This is a genomic window from Roseibium album (assembly GCF_965233825.1).
Lineage (GTDB): Bacteria > Pseudomonadota > Alphaproteobacteria > Rhizobiales > Stappiaceae > Roseibium > Roseibium album.
Window position 1 is genome coordinate 2,427,010 of record NZ_OZ247583.1, and the last position, 16,622, is coordinate 2,443,631.

A 16,622-nucleotide genomic window follows, 5' to 3' on the forward strand; every position below is an offset into this window, starting at 1 on the left:
TCCGAAACGTTTTTGTGCTTTTATGGCCATGAAGAATGGGTGAGACGGGCTCTGTCATGGCGGTCGACATACGCGCCTCTCAGGCGTTGAAATTGTTGCATGAAGTCAATCTGGCGCTGGTGCGCGACAGTGAACAGGACCTGTCTGCGCGCCAGTTGACGATCCTGCTCACGGTCTATCTGGAGCCTCCACCTCACACGGTGCGCGGTCTCGCCGCGAAACTGAATGTCACAAAACCGGCCATCACGAGAGCGCTCGATACGCTCGGCAGTCTTCGGCTTCTGTCGCGCAAACGCGATGAGGCCGACAAGCGCAACGTGATCATAACCCGAACAGTCGTCGGTGCTCTTTATCTGGAGCAATTGGGCGATCTCGTGGTAGAGAAAGCCAAGGAACTGCCGCGCTAATTGCGCACCAAACCTGGATATGAAAATCTGACATGACGACTTCCTTCGACCGCCGCCTCCATCCTGTCCGACCCGATCTTGCCGCTCGCGACTATGAAGGAAAAGTTGAAACGGGCCGTTTTGTCGATGGCGAAGTGTTTCAGGTGACCGCTGACAGTCTTGCCATCCGGCCGGATCCACGGCCGGACTGTCCCATCGACACCGAAGCCTTGTGCGGGGAGTGGATCACCGTTTACGAGAAGACGGCTGAGGGATGGGCCTGGGGCCAACTCGACACGGACGGCTATGTCGGCTGGCTTTCGTCTGATGGGCTAGGGTCCGTAACGGCGGCAACACATCGGGTGAGGGCGCTGAGGACCTATCGCTATCCCGGTCCCGATCTGAAATTTCCGCCGCGTGGTCTTCTCTCCATGGGGGCTCAGGTTACGGTTGTCGGCGAAACAGAAACGCGCGGCCTCAACTATGCAATTCTAAATGACGGTTCTTCCGTCGTCGCCAAGCATCTGGTTTCCCTGGACGACTATGACGCGGACTGGGTCGCCGTGGCGGAGGAAATGCTCGGCACACCCTATCTATGGGGCGGTCGCACAACTGTCGGCCTGGATTGTTCCGCACTGATCCAGTTGGCCGGACAGGCCAGTGGTCTCGACATACTGCGTGACAGCGATATGCAGGAAGCCGAGGCCGGACACGAGATCCCGCATGACGATCCGTCAGCGTTACAGCGGGGCGACCTTGTGTTCTGGAAAGGACATGTGGCGATCGTTACCGGCCCGAACAGGTTACTCCATGCCAACGGTTTCACGATGACGGTTGCCTATGAAGATCTCGACCGGGCGATATCACGGATCGCCGCAACGGAGTGGGGAGCTGTGACGAAGGCACGAAGGCTCCAGAGAAGGTCAGAGTGACCGGACCATGTTCTGCCACAGGGTTTCGATGTCGTTTTCTACGGGTTTGCCGGCCCTGCGAAACCAGTAGCCTGCGTTGCCATGATCACCCTCGATGAGGTGGCAAAGCGCATGTATCCAGTCATGGGCCGGTTCGCCCTCTGCACTTTGACAGATTTCATGTGCGGCCTCCCATTCCGGTCCGATGGCCAATCCTCCCTTTTTCAGCCACCAGAGCGCAGCCATGGGCCTGGAAAGGTCATCGGACGGTTCGGCGGTTGAGACATCCATGAGTGTGTTTTCGGACATTGAGACACCTGATTTCAGATTGAGGGCAGCCTTTCGGCTTTGTATTGGTAGCGAAGGAACATGAGCCTCCGGTTTTTCGGGGCGTGCTCTAGGAATTCGGTGTAATTGCCAGGCGCGGCTCATCAGGTTCCTGCGTCTCCTTGGCGGCTTCGATTTCACCAAGCTCAAGATCCTCGATCTTGCGGCTGCGCTTGGTAATCTTGTCGGTGGAGATCAGGATTTGGTCAATGTCCTTGTTTGCCTGGGTAAAATGGGACTGAAGCTTGCCGACACGGTCATTGAGGCGGCTGACATCCGCAATCAGATGGCCGACTTCCGCCTGGATCAGGTGTGCCTGCTCTCGCATCTTGGCGTCTCGCAGCACGGACTGAATGACCTGAATCGAGAGCATCAGGAGAGAAGGTGACACGATCACCACGCGGGTTCTGTGTGCCTTTTGAACCAGGTCCTCGAAGCCCTCGTTGAGCTCTGCAAACACGCTTTCTGAAGGGACGAACAGGAAGGCGGTGTCCTGGGTTTCTCCAGGCAGGAGATACTTCTCGCCGATATCCTGGATATGCTTGGAAAAATCCCGGCGGAACTGCGCCTGAGCGTATTTCAGCTGCTCCTCTGTCTCCGCCTTGCGCAGGAGGTTGAACCCTTCCAGCGGAAACTTGGCGTCGATCGCAAGGGAAGGTGCGCCGTTCGGCATATGGATAAGGCAGTCAGGCCGGTTGTTGTTCGAGAGTGTCGCCTGGAACGAATAGGTGCTTGGGGCCATCTGATCCTGGATGATGGCTTCCATCCGGCCCTGTCCGAAGGCGCCGCGCGTTTGCTTGTTCGAAAGAATCGACTGCAATTGACCTACCTGGCCGGAAAGGTCGGTGATCGTCTGCTGAGCCCGGTCGATCACCGCGAGGCGTTCGTGAAGGTGCCTGAGACCGTCCTGGGTTTTCTTCGTCGTGTCGGCCATCGAGATGCCGAGTTTGTGCCCCATCCCGTCGAGGCGCTCGTTGACTGCGCGCATCATGTCCGATTGGCGCGAACCGAACACTTCGGCCATCGTTTGCATGCGTCCCGTCATCTCGCCCTGAGACTTGAGAAGTTGCGAGAGGTGGCTCTCAAGCTCGTGTATCTGTTCCGTCGCGGCGCTGTCGGCATCCGCACGCTGGCGGATCTGGCGCATGGTCTTCAGGACCAGCCAGACGATCAGCGTCAGCAGGAACAGTCCGCCTGCAATGGCGGTTTCCAGAACCGTCACCGGACGGCCACTAAACTCAAACAGGATCTCGTTCATGAAACAAACATAGAACGATTCGGCCTGAAGGCACATCCGCAACGCAATTCTGATGCGTTCAAAACGCAGGCGAACCCGTTGATTTCCGCGTTGACCACTGCCGTTTGATTGCCTATGTCAGACGCATGACTAAACGCTCGATTGTTACGATTCCCGACCCGGTTCTCCGCGAAGTCTGTGCGCCCGTCGATACGGTTGACGACGACATCCGCGCCCTGTCCGACGATATGCTTGAAACCATGTACGACGCGCCGGGCATCGGCCTCGCCGCCAGTCAGATCGGCATCCTGAAGCGCATGTTCGTGCTTGATGTCGCCAAGGAAGATGCGCCGAAGGAGCCGATGGTTTTCATCAACCCGAAAATTGTCTGGTCGAGCGAGGATTCGTCCGTCTATCAGGAAGGCTGCCTGTCCATCCCTGAATACTTCGAGGATGTCGAGCGTCCGGCAGAAGTGATGGTGCAGTTTCTGGATCGCGAGGGCGCCGAGAAGGAAATCAGGGCGAACGGCTTGCTGGCTACCTGTGTTCAGCATGAGCTTGACCATCTCGACGGGAAATTGTTCATAGACTACCTGTCGAAGCTGAAGCGGGATCGGGTGATCAAGAAGTTCACGAAGCAGGCAAAACTGGCCGGCAAGGACTGAACGGGACAAGGGAGATTGCCCAGTGGATCAGGAACTGTTCCTGAAAACATTCGCCGCGCTCTTTGCGATCATGAGTCCGATCGCCAACCTGCCGGTATTCCTGGCGCTGACATCGGACCGTGGACCTGCGTTTGAACGCAAGGTGGCCTTTACGCTTCTGATCAGCCTGACGGCCGGATCTGTCGTGATCGGCCTGAGCGGCGACATCATATTGAAGGTTTTCGGCATCAGTCTTGATGCCTTTCGACTTGCAGGCGGTTTCCTGATTCTTCTGATTGCACTCGACCTCATTTCCGGGCAGAGCACCAAGGCCCACCACGGTTCGTCGAAGGAAAAGGAAAACATGAAGTCGCAGGACAATCCGGCGATCTACCCTTTGACAGTGCCTGTGCTTCTTGGGCCCGGTTCGATTTCGACAATGATCATTTTCCGCGGGCAAGTGCACAATACCAGCCAGGAAATAGCCTATGTCGCCGCCGTTGCCGCGGCCATCGCGCTCCTGATCGCAACATTCTTCGCCGCCCCATTCCTGTCACGCTTTCTCGGTGAGACCGCAAACAGCGTCATGAGTCGTTTGATGGGCATGATCCTGGCTGCAATCGCCATGGAAATGATGACGGGCAGCCTCAAGGTCCTGCTTCCCGGCCTGGCCTGACAGGGCGCGTTTGCAAACTATCGACATCCTGCGAGCGCGTGTCCGCACAATCTCGATGGATCGGCGGCTCACCTGGAAATCATTGGCCAGTCGTTCGCAACAAGAGCAATCCCGCATCACGGGTTGAAGAGGAACGAGCGTTCAGCGCGTTGGACTATCGAAGGCGTGCGATGCCATATCCAGGCGACAGGACATCTGTACACTTGCCCGGACCGGCGTAAGGCGTAATAAGGGGCAAACTTTCGAAGAACCCTCAGGAACCTCATGTCTCTTCGCGTCGTCTTTATGGGCACTCCGGAATTTTCCGTGCCGACCCTCATGGAAATCGTTGGACAGGGGCACGATGTGGTCGCCTGCTATTCACAGCCACCCAGGCCGGCCGGAAGAGGCATGGATCTGAAGAAGTCTCCCGTACATGAGGCGGCTGAATCATTCGGTATCCCTGTTTTTACCCCCAAGAGCCTGAAGGACGCAGCCGAGCAAACCCGGTTTGTTGATTTTGAAGCGGATGTCGCGGTTGTTGTCGCTTACGGACTGTTGCTGCCGGGGCCTGTGCTCGACGCGCCACAATTCGGTTGCCTGAACCTTCATGCCTCGATGCTGCCGCGCTGGCGAGGGGCCGCGCCGATCAACCGGGCGATCATGGCGGGGGACAAGGAAACTGCTGTTCAGGTCATGCGTATGGAAGAGGGGCTCGACACCGGCCCGGTCTGCATGTCGGAGACTGTTGCGATCGACAAGAACATGACCGCCGGGGAATTGCATGATCGGCTTTCCGGTCTTGGAGGTGACTTGATGGTCCGCGCGCTGGCAGCCCTGTCACGCGGCGCGCTGGGCGAGCAATCCCAGGCTGAAGAAGGCGTCACCTATGCGGCCAAGCTGTCCAAGCTGGAAACGCGTATCGACTGGTCGAAATCGGCTGAAGAGGTTCACAATCACATTCGCGGACTGTCACCCTTTCCAGGGGCCTGGTGCGAAATGCCTTTGGGCAGCAAACCTGAAAGAGTCAAGGTCCTGCGAAGCTCGGTTGCCGATACCGGCGGGAAACCGGGGACTGTCCTTTCGACAACTGATGTTCCGGCTGTCGCATGCGGGGCGGGTGCCGTGCGCCTGGAACAGATTCAGCGGGCCGGCAAGAAACCGATGAGCGGTGAGGAATTCCTGCGGGGCGTATCTCTTTCTGATGGCACGCAACTGGATTAAGCTCAGGTAGCTGGAGAAAATCATGAACGACGCAGTCGGGACACTCAATCTGACAATTCGCGATGTTGTGCGCGAAGACGAGGCCGTTGTTCGCAAACTGCTGATGGCCGCCTTTCCCTCTGATATCGAAGCGCGACTTGTCCACAAACTGCGCCATTGCGGCGCGCTCGTTCTGGAGCAGGTGGCCGTACAGGAAACCGGAGATGTTGTCGGCCATGTCGCTTACAGCCGGGTGACGCCCGCAGCAATCGGTTCCGGCCAGGGTCTTCAGGTCTGCTGTCTGGCACCGGTATCCGTTCGACCGGAAAATCAGCACACAGGCGTCGGTTCTGCGTTGATTACGGCATCTCTTCAGACACTGAAGAACCTTGGCGAAGATCTCGTCCTGGTCCTCGGACCGCCGACATATTACCCGCGTTTCGGCTTTGATCCGGTTCTGGCTCGCAAGGTTCAGGCGCCCTACGCGGGCGATGCCTTCATGGCGCTTGCGCTGACTGCTGCCGGCACCGATGATCTGCCTATTGAAGTGGCCTTTGCCACGCCGTTTGAAGAATTCGAATAATGCCGCGTTACAAGCTGACGGTGGAATATGACGGTCGGCCATTCTGCGGCTGGCAGCGACAGGCCAACGGGCCGTCTGTGCAGGCGGTGATAGAACGGGCGGTCCAGGCATTTACTGGAGAAGTCGTAACGATCGGCGGCGCCGGGCGCACCGATACCGGTGTCCATGCGACCGGGCAGGTGTGTCACATTGATCTGGTAAAACCCTGGCCGGTCAGGACCATTATGGGGGCAATGAACTTTCACTGCCAGCCGGACCCGGTGGTTATCCTTGATTGCACCGAAATGCATGAGGGTTTCGACGCCCGTTTTTCAGCAATCCGCCGCTCTTACCGTTACCGCATTCACAACCGCGTGCCGCCGCTGACCCATCAGCGCGGTCTTGCATGGCATGTGAAACCGGATCTCGACGCCGACGCGATGCATGAGGCCGCCCAGGAATTTGTCGGGCATCATGACTTCACGACGTTCCGCCACTCCCGTTGCCAGGCCAGGAGTCCGGAAAAAACGCTTGAGGAATTCCGCGTTTACCGGGAGAGGGAACTTGTCATCGCCGAATGTTCGTCCCGTTCGTTCCTGCACAACCAGGTTCGCTCGATGGTCGGTACGCTGAGACTCGTGGGAGAAGGCAAATGGGGGACGGGAGATATCACCAGGGCGCTCCAGGCCCGGGACCGTAACGCCTGCGGCCCGGTCGCCCCTGCGGACGGCCTCTATCTTACCCGCGTGGATTACCGTTCGGCGGAGATGGACATCGAACTCCTGCGGGACTGGCAGGCGCGCAAGGCTTTACTGGAAGGTGAGGGCGCCAGTGAGGCGTAAGGTCGGGACGGCGCCTTGTCAAAACATGACCTGGTTGCCTCTTCCGCGGGGGAATTGAACCTGCCGTCGATCAGGTTCACTCAAGTGCCTGGCTGAATTCTCGCGCGCAATCGCTATCCCCCTGTGATGCCTCCCAGTAAGTCGCCGAGATTTGCCAATATGTAGCCGATGATGATCACGCCGGCGATGATCATGACCGTCCAGACGAACAATTGAAAACCGATTGCCAGGCCACCCAAACCGACGGCAGCGGCGACCACCCGTCTGTTTTCCCGCATGACGAAACCGATGACGCCGAGAACGATTGCAATCCCGGCAAGCACATAGGCACATGTTTGCAGAATGCGATCCAGACCCCAGACCTGTGCCTGGGGTTCCGGTTGCGGCTCACCTTTAAGGCCACGCAGAGCGGACTCACGGATGTCTGCCGCAATTTCCCCGATTGACTGCCCGATGGTTGGCTGGGGATCGATCGGACCGGCGCTGTGCAGAAAAAGCGCCAGAACCAGCGCGACGGCACCGAACACTATACCGGCAAGACCGGACCACGATTTCCTGTCGATTGATGCTTCGCGCATGAATCGTCCTCCGTGATGATGAAACCACGGCCGCAGAGTGCCACGTTCCGCCTAAGCTTGTCTTCACGGCAGGTGCCTGGATTTGTCATGCATCGAAAGCTTCCGTTAAGCCGATGTCACTTGACTATTGTCCTGCGGGATCACCACGCACTTCTTGTAGAGATGCCAGGTCGTGTGACCGAGTACCGGCAATACGACGATCAGACCGAGAAACGCAGGGACCATCGAAACAATCAAAAGTGCGGTTACGACAAAGGCCCAGCCGATCATTGGAACCGGTGAGGTAACGACAGCGCGTACGCTGGTGATCATCGCGGTGATGAAGTCCCGGTCTTCTTCCAGAAGCAGCGGAAAGGAGACAACCGTCAGCGAGAAGAGCAACAACGAGAGAATCGCACCGACTACGTGTCCCACAGCCAGGAACATCAATCCTTCGGGGGTTGAGATAACCTGTGTCAGGAATTCGTCGAACGATGCAAACGACTTGAACCCGAGGAAAAGCGCGAGCAACAGCCGGACCTGATACATCCACATGATCTGGATGAACAGTACGACGAAGGCCATCCAGGAAAGTTCGCGGCCCTTCTGAGCCCACATGGCACCGAATATGGCGGACCAGGAAAGCTCCTCCCCGGAGGCGAGGCGCCGACTGACCTCGTAGAGCCCAACGGCTGCGAACGGACCGATGAGGACGAAGCCGGCCGCTGCAGGGTATGCCAGATAGCTCATGTTGAGCGCCGCGGCACTCAGGATGACAAACAGCCCGCCGGCGGCAAAAAGGGCGCCGATGGCCAATCCGTAGACTGGAGCCTTCCGGAAATCCATCAAGCCGGCTGCCAGTGCATCGATGACGTCGTTGGCGGTGATCCTGTTGACCTGCGGCATCGGGCGAAGGGTGTCATTTGCTTTTGACGCGGATGTCTCGGGCGCAGCCTCAGTCCTGACGCCGGTTTCGCTTGGTGCCGTTGTCTTCTCGTTCATATGGCAGCTTCCTCCCAAAAGCCGATCGCAAAAATCTGCACTCCGGCAGACACGCAATCTTAGGCATGGAAGCTGTTCCCGCTCAATGAGGAGAAAGGCTTACGTTTCCCTGTTTTCGCCCTTTGCGCTATCCCGCCGCAGGCTTCTTGTCTTCGGCCGCGGACGCTGCCGCCGCTGCGGACGCAAGCGCTTCCTTCTGTTTCTCGTCCAGATTGGCGTTTTCGGGTAGCTGCACGCGGACTTCCTTGCGGGCAAACTGGATGTCGTTTTCCTCGAAGGTTTTTTGAACGCGCTTGTAAATTTCCTTGCGCACGCCGAACTGCTTGCCAGGCTTGGTGGTAAACTTCCCACGCACCACGATGCCGACGTCGTCGACGTCCGCCACGCCCTGACCCTTGAACGGTGCCAGCAGGTCGTCCTTGAACTCCTCCATTTCCATTATTTCCTGGCCGATCTTCTTGAAAAGCTTGCGGACCTTCTCGACATCCGTATCGAATGGAACCGTGAACTTCAGCTTCATGATCACCCAGTCGCGGGAAAGGTTGGTGAGTTTGGGGATCTGGCCGTAGGGCACGATATGAACGGCACCTTTCGTGCCGCGCAATTGCAGTGACCGGATCGAAATTTTCTCGATCGTGCCCTGTGTGCCGCCGGTATCGATGAACTCTCCCAGCCTGAAGGCATCATCCATCAGGAAGAACACGCCGGAAACGACGTCCTGAACCAGGGTCTGGGCACCAAAGCCGATTGCCAGGCCAATGACGCCGGCACCGGCCAGCAGCGGCGTGATGTTGATGCCGAGTTGGCTGAGCGCCAAGAGGCCGGTAAGCGTGATGATGGTGACCTGAAGGACGACACGCATCAGAGGCAGTATGGTGGCAAGACGAGACTTGCCGGCCCCACCCATTTCCGCGTCGTCGTCCTGTGTCTCGGCGGGCGGCGAATCTTTCGCCAGCTGGTGCGCAACCCAGAGGTTGGTGACTTCCCAGGCCAGGTAACCTGCGGCCAGGATCAGCAGAAAGATAACGCTGTTTCGCGCAACTGCCGAACCGTCATCGCCGCCAAGGGCGAGGAGGTTCAGCCCGTAAATCCGTCCGACAACTAGGATCAGAAAGGCAAGCAGAGCGACGCGTGCGATGCGGACATAGCTGTGCCGTGTCTGAAGATGGGCAGCTTCAGCAACAGGACCGTCACCCTGCATGGGCGGCACGATGTGCGAAACGATTCCGCGCACCATTGTGTCGAGAAACGGTGCAAAGACCACGAGGACGATGACGGCGAGAGAACGTCCGGCGGTCAGCGCTTCGACCCCCATGCTTGCGGTAAACTGCACCAGCAGCCAGTTGAATGCGATAAAGGCCATTGAGAAGTAGGGCCAGAACCGGGCCATGCGCTCAAGGCCGGACGTCGGATCTTCGTCGTCGCCCAGTATGATGCTGGTCAATCCGTGCCGCGCCTTCCAGATAACCGCGATAATCCAGGCATTCACGCCGAAGCCGACGAAGAAACGGAACGTTCCGCCGGCTTCCGCTCCCGCGCCCTCCATGACGTTCCGCAGGAAGAAGGCCACGCCGACCACCGCAAACAGGGTTGTGAAATTGTGATAAAGCGACCTGGCGGTCGGATCATCCGCTGTAACAAGGCGAAGTTCACTACGGTTTGGTGCAAGTGCAAAGCGGAGGAGGGCGGCGATCAGCCGGGGCATGAAGACGATCCAGAAGACGGCTTGCAGGGCAAAGAACCGCGTGACCGGATCGAAAATGGCAATGCGTCCCACAATCAGCGCGACAAGGGCAAAAATCAGCAGCCCACCAAGATCGAGCCCCGCACGCGTGGAGACCAGTTTGACCGTCTCAAACAGGCTTTCAGGGGATTTGTTCTGGATCGTGTCGCGTTTGGCAGCTGTCAATCGGTTGACCAGAAATTCCGCTGCAAAGCCTGCTGCCAGAATGATGGCGATAGCGCCGATCAGTATGTGGATAGGACCGGCGACGGTGCCCGACACGAGAGCCCCGATACTTGAAATCATACCGGAAAACAGATCAGGAAGGTCCTGAAAGTGCCCGATGACCATGGTGCTGAAATTCGAGAACGCCGTTTGCATCTGCTGAAGCAGTCCCGGGCCGTCGGAAGCGACGTTTTCGGTACGACCATTGGCTGCGGCGCTTTGCTGCAGCAGCGTCATCAGGTCTGTCAGCGCTTCAACCTGTTCCGGATCAAGGTCGGAAACGAGCTTTTCCATTGCATCGGACTGAAGAGCCGGCGGCAGCTCGGACGAGGTCTCCTGGGCCAATCCGGTTGAAGGAGAGAAAGCGGCGATGGAGAAAAAAACGCTGATTGCACAGGCGAGTAGAATTTTTTGACAAGCACCGGTCATGATCGGGCCCCCGACGGTGTTGGTTCGTATTACCTCAAATTAGACATGCTTGCCGTGCAAAATCCATAAATATTCCGCGGCGTTATTTTCAGAGTGTGGAAACTTTTTGCCATGCGACTTTGGATCTTCGGCAAAATAGGCGGAATTCAAAGGGACAACGGTGCTTGATCCGAACCGCTTATGCGTCTACCTCCATGCCAGAACAATTATTGTGAGCGGGATTGAATGAACACACCCCCACCTAGTGCCAATATTGCGCCCGGGCCGGTCTGGGCTTTGCTGAGTCCCATCGGTCGCCTGAGCCGGGAGCCCTATTGGCTGAGTTTTGCCTTTGTTCTGGTAATTATCGGAATCCCCGTCAAAATCTGGCTGGCTTCCCTGATGGAATTTCAGGCAAATGAAAACCTGACGCTGGAAACCCTGCCGATCAACGACTTTATGGCGTCCAATCCACTATTGCCGATTCTTTATCTGGTATTGAATTGGGTACATCTGGCCCTGGTTATCAAAAGACTTCAGGATGTCGGGCTGAGCGGGTTCCTGGCGCTATTGATTTTTGTCCCTGTTGTGAGTTTGCTTCTTGTGATCATTCTGGGATTCGTTCCCAGCCAGGCGAAGCCAAACCGCAGCGGACCGTTGCCGAACAGCTACTGGCGCAAAAGCTGAAACGTATCAAAACCGTCAGACTCTTCCAATCTGGAACCTTGCCTGCCATGCCGTCAAATGCCGTTTCCATCACCCAGGACCTCATTCGATGCCCGTCCGTCACGCCAGTCGAGGGCGGAGCGCTCGCAACGCTTGAAAAACTGCTCGGCGATGCAGGCTTTGCAGTTTCCCGGGTGACATTCCGCGATGAGGATACGCCGGATGTTGAAAATCTGTTCGCAACGATCGGGTCCGGAAAACCGCATTTCGTTTTTGCCGGTCATACCGACGTCGTTCCGGCTGGCGCGGCAAGCGACTGGAGCCAGGGTCCGTTCGACGGCAACATCAAGGATGGTGTCCTTTACGGACGCGGCGCGGTCGACATGAAGGGCGGCGTTGCGGCCTTTTCCGCAGCAGCACTCGACTTTGTCGAGGAATTTAGTGCCGGATTTGGCGGGACGATTTCGTTCCTGATCACCGGGGACGAAGAAGGACCCGCCGTGAATGGTACCGTCAAGCTGCTTGAATGGGCCGCAGGTCAGGGCCACACGTTTGATGCCTGCATCGTTGGCGAACCCACGAACCCCGAAAAGCTCGGCGACGCGATCAAGGTTGGCCGTCGGGGATCCCTGTCAGGAATTGTTACGGTCTCGGGCATCCAGGGACATGCCGCCTATCCGCATCTTGCCGATAATCCGATACCCGGGCTCACAAGGCTGCTTGCCGCACTTGACGCGTTGGAACTCGATCTCGGCAATGAGCGATTTCAGCCCTCCAACCTTGAAATCGTCAACCTGGACGTCGGCAATCCGGCATTCAATGTCATACCGGCCAGAGCCGAAGCCCGCTTCAATATCCGCTTCAATGACGAATGGTCGCTGGAAAGCCTCAAATCGAAGATACTTGAGACACTCCAGGCGGTGAACCTGGGCGATCTGGAGCTGGATGTCGCATTCAAGCGCGACGCCAGTGAATCCTTCCTGACGAAGGATGACAAACTGATCGAAACCCTGGGCAGTGCAGTAAAGGCAGAGACCGGGCGCAGCCCCGAACTCTCGACCGGAGGCGGTACCTCTGATGCACGGTTTATTAAGAACTATTGCCCAGTCGTTGAATTCGGGCTGGTCGGACAGACCATGCACAAGGTTGATGAATGCGTGAGTATTGAGGACCTTGACCGGCTGGCGACAATCTATAAACGATTCCTCGTCAGTTATTTTGCCAAGGACTCGGGAGCAGGTTGAACTTGATCGGCATGAATGAAATCCGGGCGGCGCTGGACGGGTCCTGGCTTCTTTTGCGCAACAGGCCCGAAGGCATGGCGTTTTTCGACCAGTCGCTCCAGGGGTTCTGGCGCTCGTTTCAGGTCGTGTTTCTGCTGATACCGGTCTTTCTGCTCAGTGGGCAGATTGAAAAACAGGGTTATTTTTCCGAAAACGTATATCACCCCGAAGCGTTTCCGGACGGTGCCTACTGGACGGCACAACTCCTGGGTCTGGGAGTCGACTGGATCGCCTTGCCAATTATCCTGGCTGCCCTAGCGGCGCCTATCGGCATCTCAAATCGCTATGTACCGTTCATTGTCGCGCGCAACTGGACAAGTTTGCTCGCTTCCGTACCGTTCTTGATTACCTACAGCCTGTTTATGCTCGGAATCATACCGCTCGGCATCATGGTTCTTCTGTCGCTGACAAGCCTGGTGGTGGTTCTTTGGTACCGTTTTCTGGTCGCGCGCATCGCTTTGCAGGCCACAATCAGTCTTGCTGTTGGAATTGTGATTCTGGATTTCCTGCTTTCCCTTGTAATCGCGCAAATCGTTACAATTTTTTGGCAGGTATAGTCCCCCGTTCCCTCCAGGGAACGGGAGAACAGTGATCTTCACAGGGTTCAGTCGCGCAGCAACTCGTTGATCGCGGTCTTTGACCTTGTCTTCTCATCGACGGTTTTCACGATCACGGCGCAGTAGAGGTTCGGCGCCGCCTCGCCATTGCCCATCAGGCTGGAAGTCGGCATGGACCCGGCAACGACAACGGAATAGGGCGGTACTTCACCGTAGCTGATTTCACCGGTCATGCGGTTCACGATACGCGTCGATTTGCCGATAAAGACACCCATGCCCAGCACGGCCCCTTCGCGCACGATACAGCCTTCCACGACTTCCGAGCGCGCACCGATGAAGCAGTTGTCCTCGATGATCACGGGACCCGCCTGCAAGGGTTCCAGCACGCCGCCGATGCCGACGCCGCCGGACAGGTGCACGTTCTTGCCGATCTGGGCGCAGGAACCGACCGTTGTCCAGGTGTCGACCATCGTGCCTTCGTCCACATACGCGCCGAGATTGACGAAGGACGGCATCAGCACCACACCCTTGCCGATGAAGGCCGAGCGCCGGACGGTACAGTTCGGCACGGCGCGGAAACCGGCATTTTCAAAATCCGGACCGCTCCAGCTGTCGAATTTGGACGAAACCTTGTCCCACCAGACGGCTTCTCCCGGTCCGCCCTTGATCACCTCCATGGGGTTCAGCCGGAACGACAGGAGTACCGCCTTCTTGGCCCATTGGTTGACGACCCAGTCACCGTCATTCTTCTCGGCAACGCGCAGTTCCCCGCGATCGAGAAGGTTCAGCGTGGTTTCCACGGCATCCCGGACTTCACCGGTGGTGGAGGTTTCGATGGAAGCGCGGTCTTCAAAAGCCGCGTCGATAATCTGGGACAGGGCGGCAAGATCATGGGGCATATGACAGAGGTCTCCGGGCGTTAACAATTCGTGCGCGGACCTAAGCCGCCGGACCGAGACCTGTCAAGCGCTGGGGGGAAGCCATGTGTTCCAGGGACGACATTGCGGAGCCTGGAAGGTTCCAGAAGACGACTGAACACTGTTGGTACAATGATTATGTGGCCCCGCTTCGAGCCGGGGCATGCCGCATCCACCTGCAAGGGTAGAAGCAGCAGTTGATTGCCCTCCGTCTGCAACGGGGCCGATGGTCGTGATGCTGTCGTGACCGACACCTTTGTGTTTGCGCCGGCCGTAGATATCGGATCCCCGCATTGGCATTTCAAATCGGGATGAAAATCCGGGATCGCAATTGATCCTGAGACGAACTTCCGGTCGGGGTGCGTGAAATTGAATTGAGATAAAATAACTTATCTCTTCTGTTTTTCGCTAGTTTCTAATGAAATCGACCGGCTTAGGATGATCTGAAATCAACTGAGGGAAAAGGCGATCATCGTGGAACTCTGGATCCCGATCACAATTTTCGCGGCGTTCTGCCAGAACCTGCGAACGGCGATGCAAAAGCATCTGAAGGGCAGGCTGGGCAACACCGGCGCGACATTTGTCCGCTTCGGATATGGCGTTCCATTCGCGCTTCTTTATGCTGCGGTCCTGTATTTCGTGTTCGACAATCCATTGCCCCGGCCGGGAGCAACACTTCTGATTGCCGGAGCCCTCGGCGGCCTTTCCCAGATCCTGGCGACCTTTCTGCTGATCTACCTGTTTTCTTTCCGCAATTTTGCAGTCGGTACTGCATACTCCAAAACCGAACCCATCCAGGCGGCCCTTTTCGGACTGGTGGTGCTTGGTGAGCACGTGACGTGGACCGCAGCTCTCTGCATCATGGTCGGCATTGCAGGCGTGATAACGATCTCGCTGGCACGTGTTCCGATGACGATTTCGGCGGTCCGAAACTCCCTGGTCGGCCGCCCGGCCCTGATCGGGCTGGCATCCGCCGCCCTGTTCGGTGCATCAGCGGTGGCCTACAGGACAGCATCCCTGTCACTGGAGGGGACGACCGTCGCAATGCAGGCTGCGACCGCGTTGGTTTACGCCACCATGTTTCAAACGCTTGCGATGACCATCTGGATGGCTGTCCGCGAACCGGACGAGTTGCGCGAAAGCCTGAAGGCCTGGCGTGCCGCGATCTGGGTCGGCGCTTCGGGTGTCGCCGGTTCCATCGGCTGGTTCACGGCCATGACCCTTCAAAATGTCGCCTACGTCCGGGCGCTCGCGCAGATAGAATTGGTCTTCACCTTCCTGGCCTCCTGGCTGGTGTTCAAGGAAGTGATCGCGCGTTCGGAGATCTTCGGCTGCGTCCTGATTGTCGCGGCAGTCGTCGGGATTATCCTGGTGGGCTAGAGTATTCGTTTTGATCAAGCCGGATTTGGTTTCCATTTCAATCCTGCTTGATGAGGAAATGGGTCAACTCACCTTCAGAACGATCTTTCCGACATGATCTTTTTCACCGAAGGCCTTTTGCGCGGCGCCGATGTCTCGCAGCGGATAGGTTTCCGCGACAAGTGGCTTGATTTCGTCGCTTTCGATCCTCTTCACCAGATTTCCGAACACCTGCGGTTCGAGGACAGTGCAGCCGAAGAAGCTCAGATCCTTCAGATACAGCGTTCGAACATCCAGTTCGACGATCGGGCCTCCAATGGCACCTGCAACTGCATATCGACCACCAGGCTTCATGACATCCAGAAGGGACGGCCATTTGTCGCCCGCAACGAGATCGATCACTACGTCCACTGAATTGACACCGAGCGTTTCGGCGTAGTCGGCATCGCGGTTCAGCGTCCGCTCTGCACCAAGTTGTTCCAGGGTCTTGGCTTTCGAAGGGCTTGTGACGGCGATGACGCTCGCTCCGCGCGCACGTGCAAGCTGTATGGTTGCCGAGCCAACGCCTCCGGAGCCTCCGGTGACAAGGACCGTGTCGCCAGCTTTTACCCGCGTCCGCTCTAGCATGTTTTCTGCTGTTGAGTAGGAGCAGGGGAAAGAAGCCAGTTCCGCATCGGATAGGTCACAGTCAACCGTATGGGCGTGCCGCCCCGCAACCTTCGTGAATTCTGCAAAGCCACCATTGCACTCAGATCCGAAGTACCATGGCGAGGCAAGCATCTTTCCGTCCGCTTCAACAAGACACGGTTCAATCAGGACACGGTCGCCGATCCGCGACGGGTCGATACCCTCACCAACGGCGACGATGGTCCCGCATGCATCAGCCCCCTGGATGAGCGGAAGCTTCAGCGCCACCCCCGTCCAGGCCGCGTCCTCCGCATCATTGTCACCCTTCGAATACCAGCCGATACGGGTGTTGATATCCGTATTGTTGACGCCTGCCGCACTGACCTTGACGAGAACGTCTCCCGGCCCAGGTGTTGGCACGATCAGATCGTCGCGCCACTCGAGTACTTCGGGACCGCCATGGCCGGTAAGAACGACTCCGCTCATTTTGTCAGGAAGTGTCATGGGCCTGCTCCGGTAGAATGAATGTTC

At 57.5% G+C, this 16,622-nt stretch carries 18 protein-coding genes; 11 read left to right on the forward strand and 7 right to left on the reverse strand.

Going from position 1 to position 16,622, the window contains the following annotated elements:
• Positions 1–56: 56 nt before the first annotated feature.
• Positions 57–407, forward strand: a complete 351-nt coding sequence (locus tag ACO6TI_RS11280; protein WP_029062280.1) for a MarR family transcriptional regulator — start codon at positions 57–59, stop codon at positions 405–407.
• A 32-nt stretch (positions 408–439) separates the two neighbouring features.
• The gene (locus ACO6TI_RS11285; protein WP_348316110.1) at positions 440–1,318 is read left to right on the forward strand and encodes an NlpC/P60 family protein; all 879 of its coding nucleotides are present in this window, start codon (positions 440–442) and stop codon (positions 1,316–1,318) included.
• Here the strand turns inward: ACO6TI_RS11285 and ACO6TI_RS11290 are convergent.
• Positions 1,310–1,606 (reverse strand): hypothetical protein, encoded by a 297-nt coding sequence (locus tag ACO6TI_RS11290; protein ID WP_196879096.1) that lies wholly within the window; start codon positions 1,604–1,606, stop codon positions 1,310–1,312. The two genes, ACO6TI_RS11285 and ACO6TI_RS11290, sit on opposite strands and share 9 nt — an antisense overlap.
• An 88-nt stretch (positions 1,607–1,694) precedes the next feature.
• Entirely contained in the window at positions 1,695–2,882 is a 1,188-nt protein-coding gene (locus ACO6TI_RS11295; RefSeq protein ID WP_055120396.1) for a DNA recombination protein RmuC, read from the reverse strand.
• A 125-nt stretch (positions 2,883–3,007) separates the two neighbouring features.
• On the opposite strand from ACO6TI_RS11295, the gene def reads away from it, so the two are divergent.
• The 5 genes from def to truA all read left to right on the forward strand — a co-directional run bounded on the left by def (position 3,008) and on the right by truA (position 6,767).
• On the forward strand, positions 3,008–3,526 hold the full coding sequence (def, locus tag ACO6TI_RS11300; RefSeq protein ID WP_055120394.1) for a peptide deformylase: 519 nt from the start codon (positions 3,008–3,010) through the stop codon (positions 3,524–3,526).
• Positions 3,527–3,548: 22 nt separating this feature from the next.
• Positions 3,549–4,181 carry a MarC family protein gene (locus ACO6TI_RS11305; protein WP_055120044.1) on the forward strand — a complete coding sequence of 211 codons (633 nt, stop codon included), beginning with the start codon at positions 3,549–3,551 and terminating at the stop codon, positions 4,179–4,181.
• Positions 4,182–4,445: 264 nt separating this feature from the next.
• The gene (gene fmt, locus ACO6TI_RS11310; RefSeq protein WP_196999019.1) at positions 4,446–5,384 is read left to right on the forward strand and encodes a methionyl-tRNA formyltransferase; all 939 of its coding nucleotides are present in this window, start codon (positions 4,446–4,448) and stop codon (positions 5,382–5,384) included.
• A 22-nt stretch (positions 5,385–5,406) separates the two neighbouring features.
• Positions 5,407–5,946: a GNAT family N-acetyltransferase gene (locus tag ACO6TI_RS11315; protein ID WP_108873558.1), complete on the forward strand. Its 540-nt coding sequence runs from the start codon at positions 5,407–5,409 to the stop codon at positions 5,944–5,946.
• The gene (truA, locus tag ACO6TI_RS11320; protein ID WP_348316113.1) at positions 5,946–6,767 is read left to right on the forward strand and encodes a tRNA pseudouridine(38-40) synthase TruA; all 822 of its coding nucleotides are present in this window, start codon (positions 5,946–5,948) and stop codon (positions 6,765–6,767) included. The genes ACO6TI_RS11315 and truA overlap by 1 nt, the downstream gene beginning before the upstream one ends.
• A gap of 113 nt (positions 6,768–6,880) precedes the next feature.
• Here the strand turns inward: truA and ACO6TI_RS11325 are convergent, their stop codons facing one another.
• The 3 genes from ACO6TI_RS11325 to ACO6TI_RS11335 all read right to left on the reverse strand — a co-directional run bounded on the left by ACO6TI_RS11325 (position 6,881) and on the right by ACO6TI_RS11335 (position 10,703).
• On the reverse strand, positions 6,881–7,345 hold the full coding sequence (locus ACO6TI_RS11325; protein WP_348316114.1) for a hypothetical protein: 465 nt from the start codon (positions 7,343–7,345) through the stop codon (positions 6,881–6,883).
• A 105-nt stretch (positions 7,346–7,450) separates the two neighbouring features.
• Entirely contained in the window at positions 7,451–8,230 is a 780-nt protein-coding gene (locus ACO6TI_RS11330; RefSeq protein ID WP_196892083.1) for a DUF2189 domain-containing protein, read from the reverse strand.
• A 223-nt stretch (positions 8,231–8,453) separates the two neighbouring features.
• Positions 8,454–10,703 (reverse strand): mechanosensitive ion channel family protein, encoded by a 2,250-nt coding sequence (locus tag ACO6TI_RS11335; RefSeq protein WP_055120034.1) that lies wholly within the window; start codon positions 10,701–10,703, stop codon positions 8,454–8,456.
• A 225-nt stretch (positions 10,704–10,928) separates the two neighbouring features.
• Here ACO6TI_RS11335 and ACO6TI_RS11340 point away from each other — a divergent pair, with 225 nt between their 5' ends.
• From ACO6TI_RS11340 to ACO6TI_RS11350, 3 genes are read left to right on the forward strand one after another with little or no spacing between them, the layout of a single operon-like run.
• Positions 10,929–11,369: a DUF805 domain-containing protein gene (locus ACO6TI_RS11340; RefSeq protein ID WP_104704706.1), complete on the forward strand. Its 441-nt coding sequence runs from the start codon at positions 10,929–10,931 to the stop codon at positions 11,367–11,369.
• Between the two features lie 47 nt (positions 11,370–11,416).
• A complete protein-coding gene (gene dapE, locus ACO6TI_RS11345; RefSeq protein ID WP_422384952.1) occupies positions 11,417–12,592 on the forward strand; it encodes a succinyl-diaminopimelate desuccinylase in 1,176 nt (391 codons plus the stop codon).
• Positions 12,593–12,603: 11 nt separating this feature from the next.
• The gene (locus tag ACO6TI_RS11350; RefSeq protein WP_235808901.1) at positions 12,604–13,188 is read left to right on the forward strand and encodes a hypothetical protein; all 585 of its coding nucleotides are present in this window, start codon (positions 12,604–12,606) and stop codon (positions 13,186–13,188) included.
• 47 nt (positions 13,189–13,235) lie between these two features.
• On the opposite strand, the gene dapD is transcribed toward ACO6TI_RS11350, so the two are convergent.
• Positions 13,236–14,087: a 2,3,4,5-tetrahydropyridine-2,6-dicarboxylate N-succinyltransferase gene (gene dapD, locus ACO6TI_RS11355; protein ID WP_422384953.1), complete on the reverse strand. Its 852-nt coding sequence runs from the start codon at positions 14,085–14,087 to the stop codon at positions 13,236–13,238.
• A gap of 492 nt (positions 14,088–14,579) precedes the next feature.
• On the opposite strand from dapD, the gene ACO6TI_RS11360 reads away from it, so the two are divergent.
• A complete protein-coding gene (locus tag ACO6TI_RS11360) occupies positions 14,580–15,485 on the forward strand; it encodes a DMT family transporter (RefSeq protein WP_422384954.1) in 906 nt (301 codons plus the stop codon).
• Between the two features lie 63 nt (positions 15,486–15,548).
• Here ACO6TI_RS11360 and ACO6TI_RS11365 read toward each other — a convergent pair whose 3' ends face one another.
• Positions 15,549–16,595: an alcohol dehydrogenase family protein gene (locus ACO6TI_RS11365; protein WP_196898199.1), complete on the reverse strand. Its 1,047-nt coding sequence runs from the start codon at positions 16,593–16,595 to the stop codon at positions 15,549–15,551.
• Between the last annotated feature and the right edge of the window lie 27 nt (positions 16,596–16,622).

Excerpts from the sequence above, each read along its gene's own strand:
- def (WP_055120394.1), top strand. The coding sequence starts at position 3,008 with ATGACTAAACGCTCGATTGTTACGATTCCCGACCCGGTTCTCCGCGAA.
- ACO6TI_RS11350 (WP_235808901.1), top strand. The coding sequence starts at position 12,604 with ATGAATGAAATCCGGGCGGCGCTGGACGGGTCCTGGCTTCTTTTGCGC.
- fmt (WP_196999019.1), top strand. The coding sequence starts at position 4,446 with ATGTCTCTTCGCGTCGTCTTTATGGGCACTCCGGAATTTTCCGTGCCG.
- ACO6TI_RS11340 (WP_104704706.1), top strand. The coding sequence starts at position 10,929 with ATGAACACACCCCCACCTAGTGCCAATATTGCGCCCGGGCCGGTCTGG.
- ACO6TI_RS11280 (WP_029062280.1), top strand. The coding sequence starts at position 57 with ATGGCGGTCGACATACGCGCCTCTCAGGCGTTGAAATTGTTGCATGAA.
- dapE (WP_422384952.1), top strand. The coding sequence starts at position 11,417 with ATGCCGTCAAATGCCGTTTCCATCACCCAGGACCTCATTCGATGCCCG.
- ACO6TI_RS11290 (WP_196879096.1), bottom strand. The coding sequence starts at position 1,606 with ATGTCCGAAAACACACTCATGGATGTCTCAACCGCCGAACCGTCCGAT.
- dapD (WP_422384953.1), bottom strand. The coding sequence starts at position 14,087 with ATGCCCCATGATCTTGCCGCCCTGTCCCAGATTATCGACGCGGCTTTT.
- ACO6TI_RS11365 (WP_196898199.1), bottom strand. The coding sequence starts at position 16,595 with ATGACACTTCCTGACAAAATGAGCGGAGTCGTTCTTACCGGCCATGGC.
- ACO6TI_RS11335 (WP_055120034.1), bottom strand. The coding sequence starts at position 10,703 with ATGACCGGTGCTTGTCAAAAAATTCTACTCGCCTGTGCAATCAGCGTT.
- truA (WP_348316113.1), top strand. The coding sequence starts at position 5,946 with ATGCCGCGTTACAAGCTGACGGTGGAATATGACGGTCGGCCATTCTGC.
- ACO6TI_RS11295 (WP_055120396.1), bottom strand. The coding sequence starts at position 2,882 with ATGAACGAGATCCTGTTTGAGTTTAGTGGCCGTCCGGTGACGGTTCTG.
- ACO6TI_RS11330 (WP_196892083.1), bottom strand. The coding sequence starts at position 8,230 with ATGCCGCAGGTCAACAGGATCACCGCCAACGACGTCATCGATGCACTG.
- ACO6TI_RS11325 (WP_348316114.1), bottom strand. The coding sequence starts at position 7,345 with ATGCGCGAAGCATCAATCGACAGGAAATCGTGGTCCGGTCTTGCCGGT.
- ACO6TI_RS11315 (WP_108873558.1), top strand. The coding sequence starts at position 5,407 with ATGAACGACGCAGTCGGGACACTCAATCTGACAATTCGCGATGTTGTG.
- ACO6TI_RS11285 (WP_348316110.1), top strand. The coding sequence starts at position 440 with ATGACGACTTCCTTCGACCGCCGCCTCCATCCTGTCCGACCCGATCTT.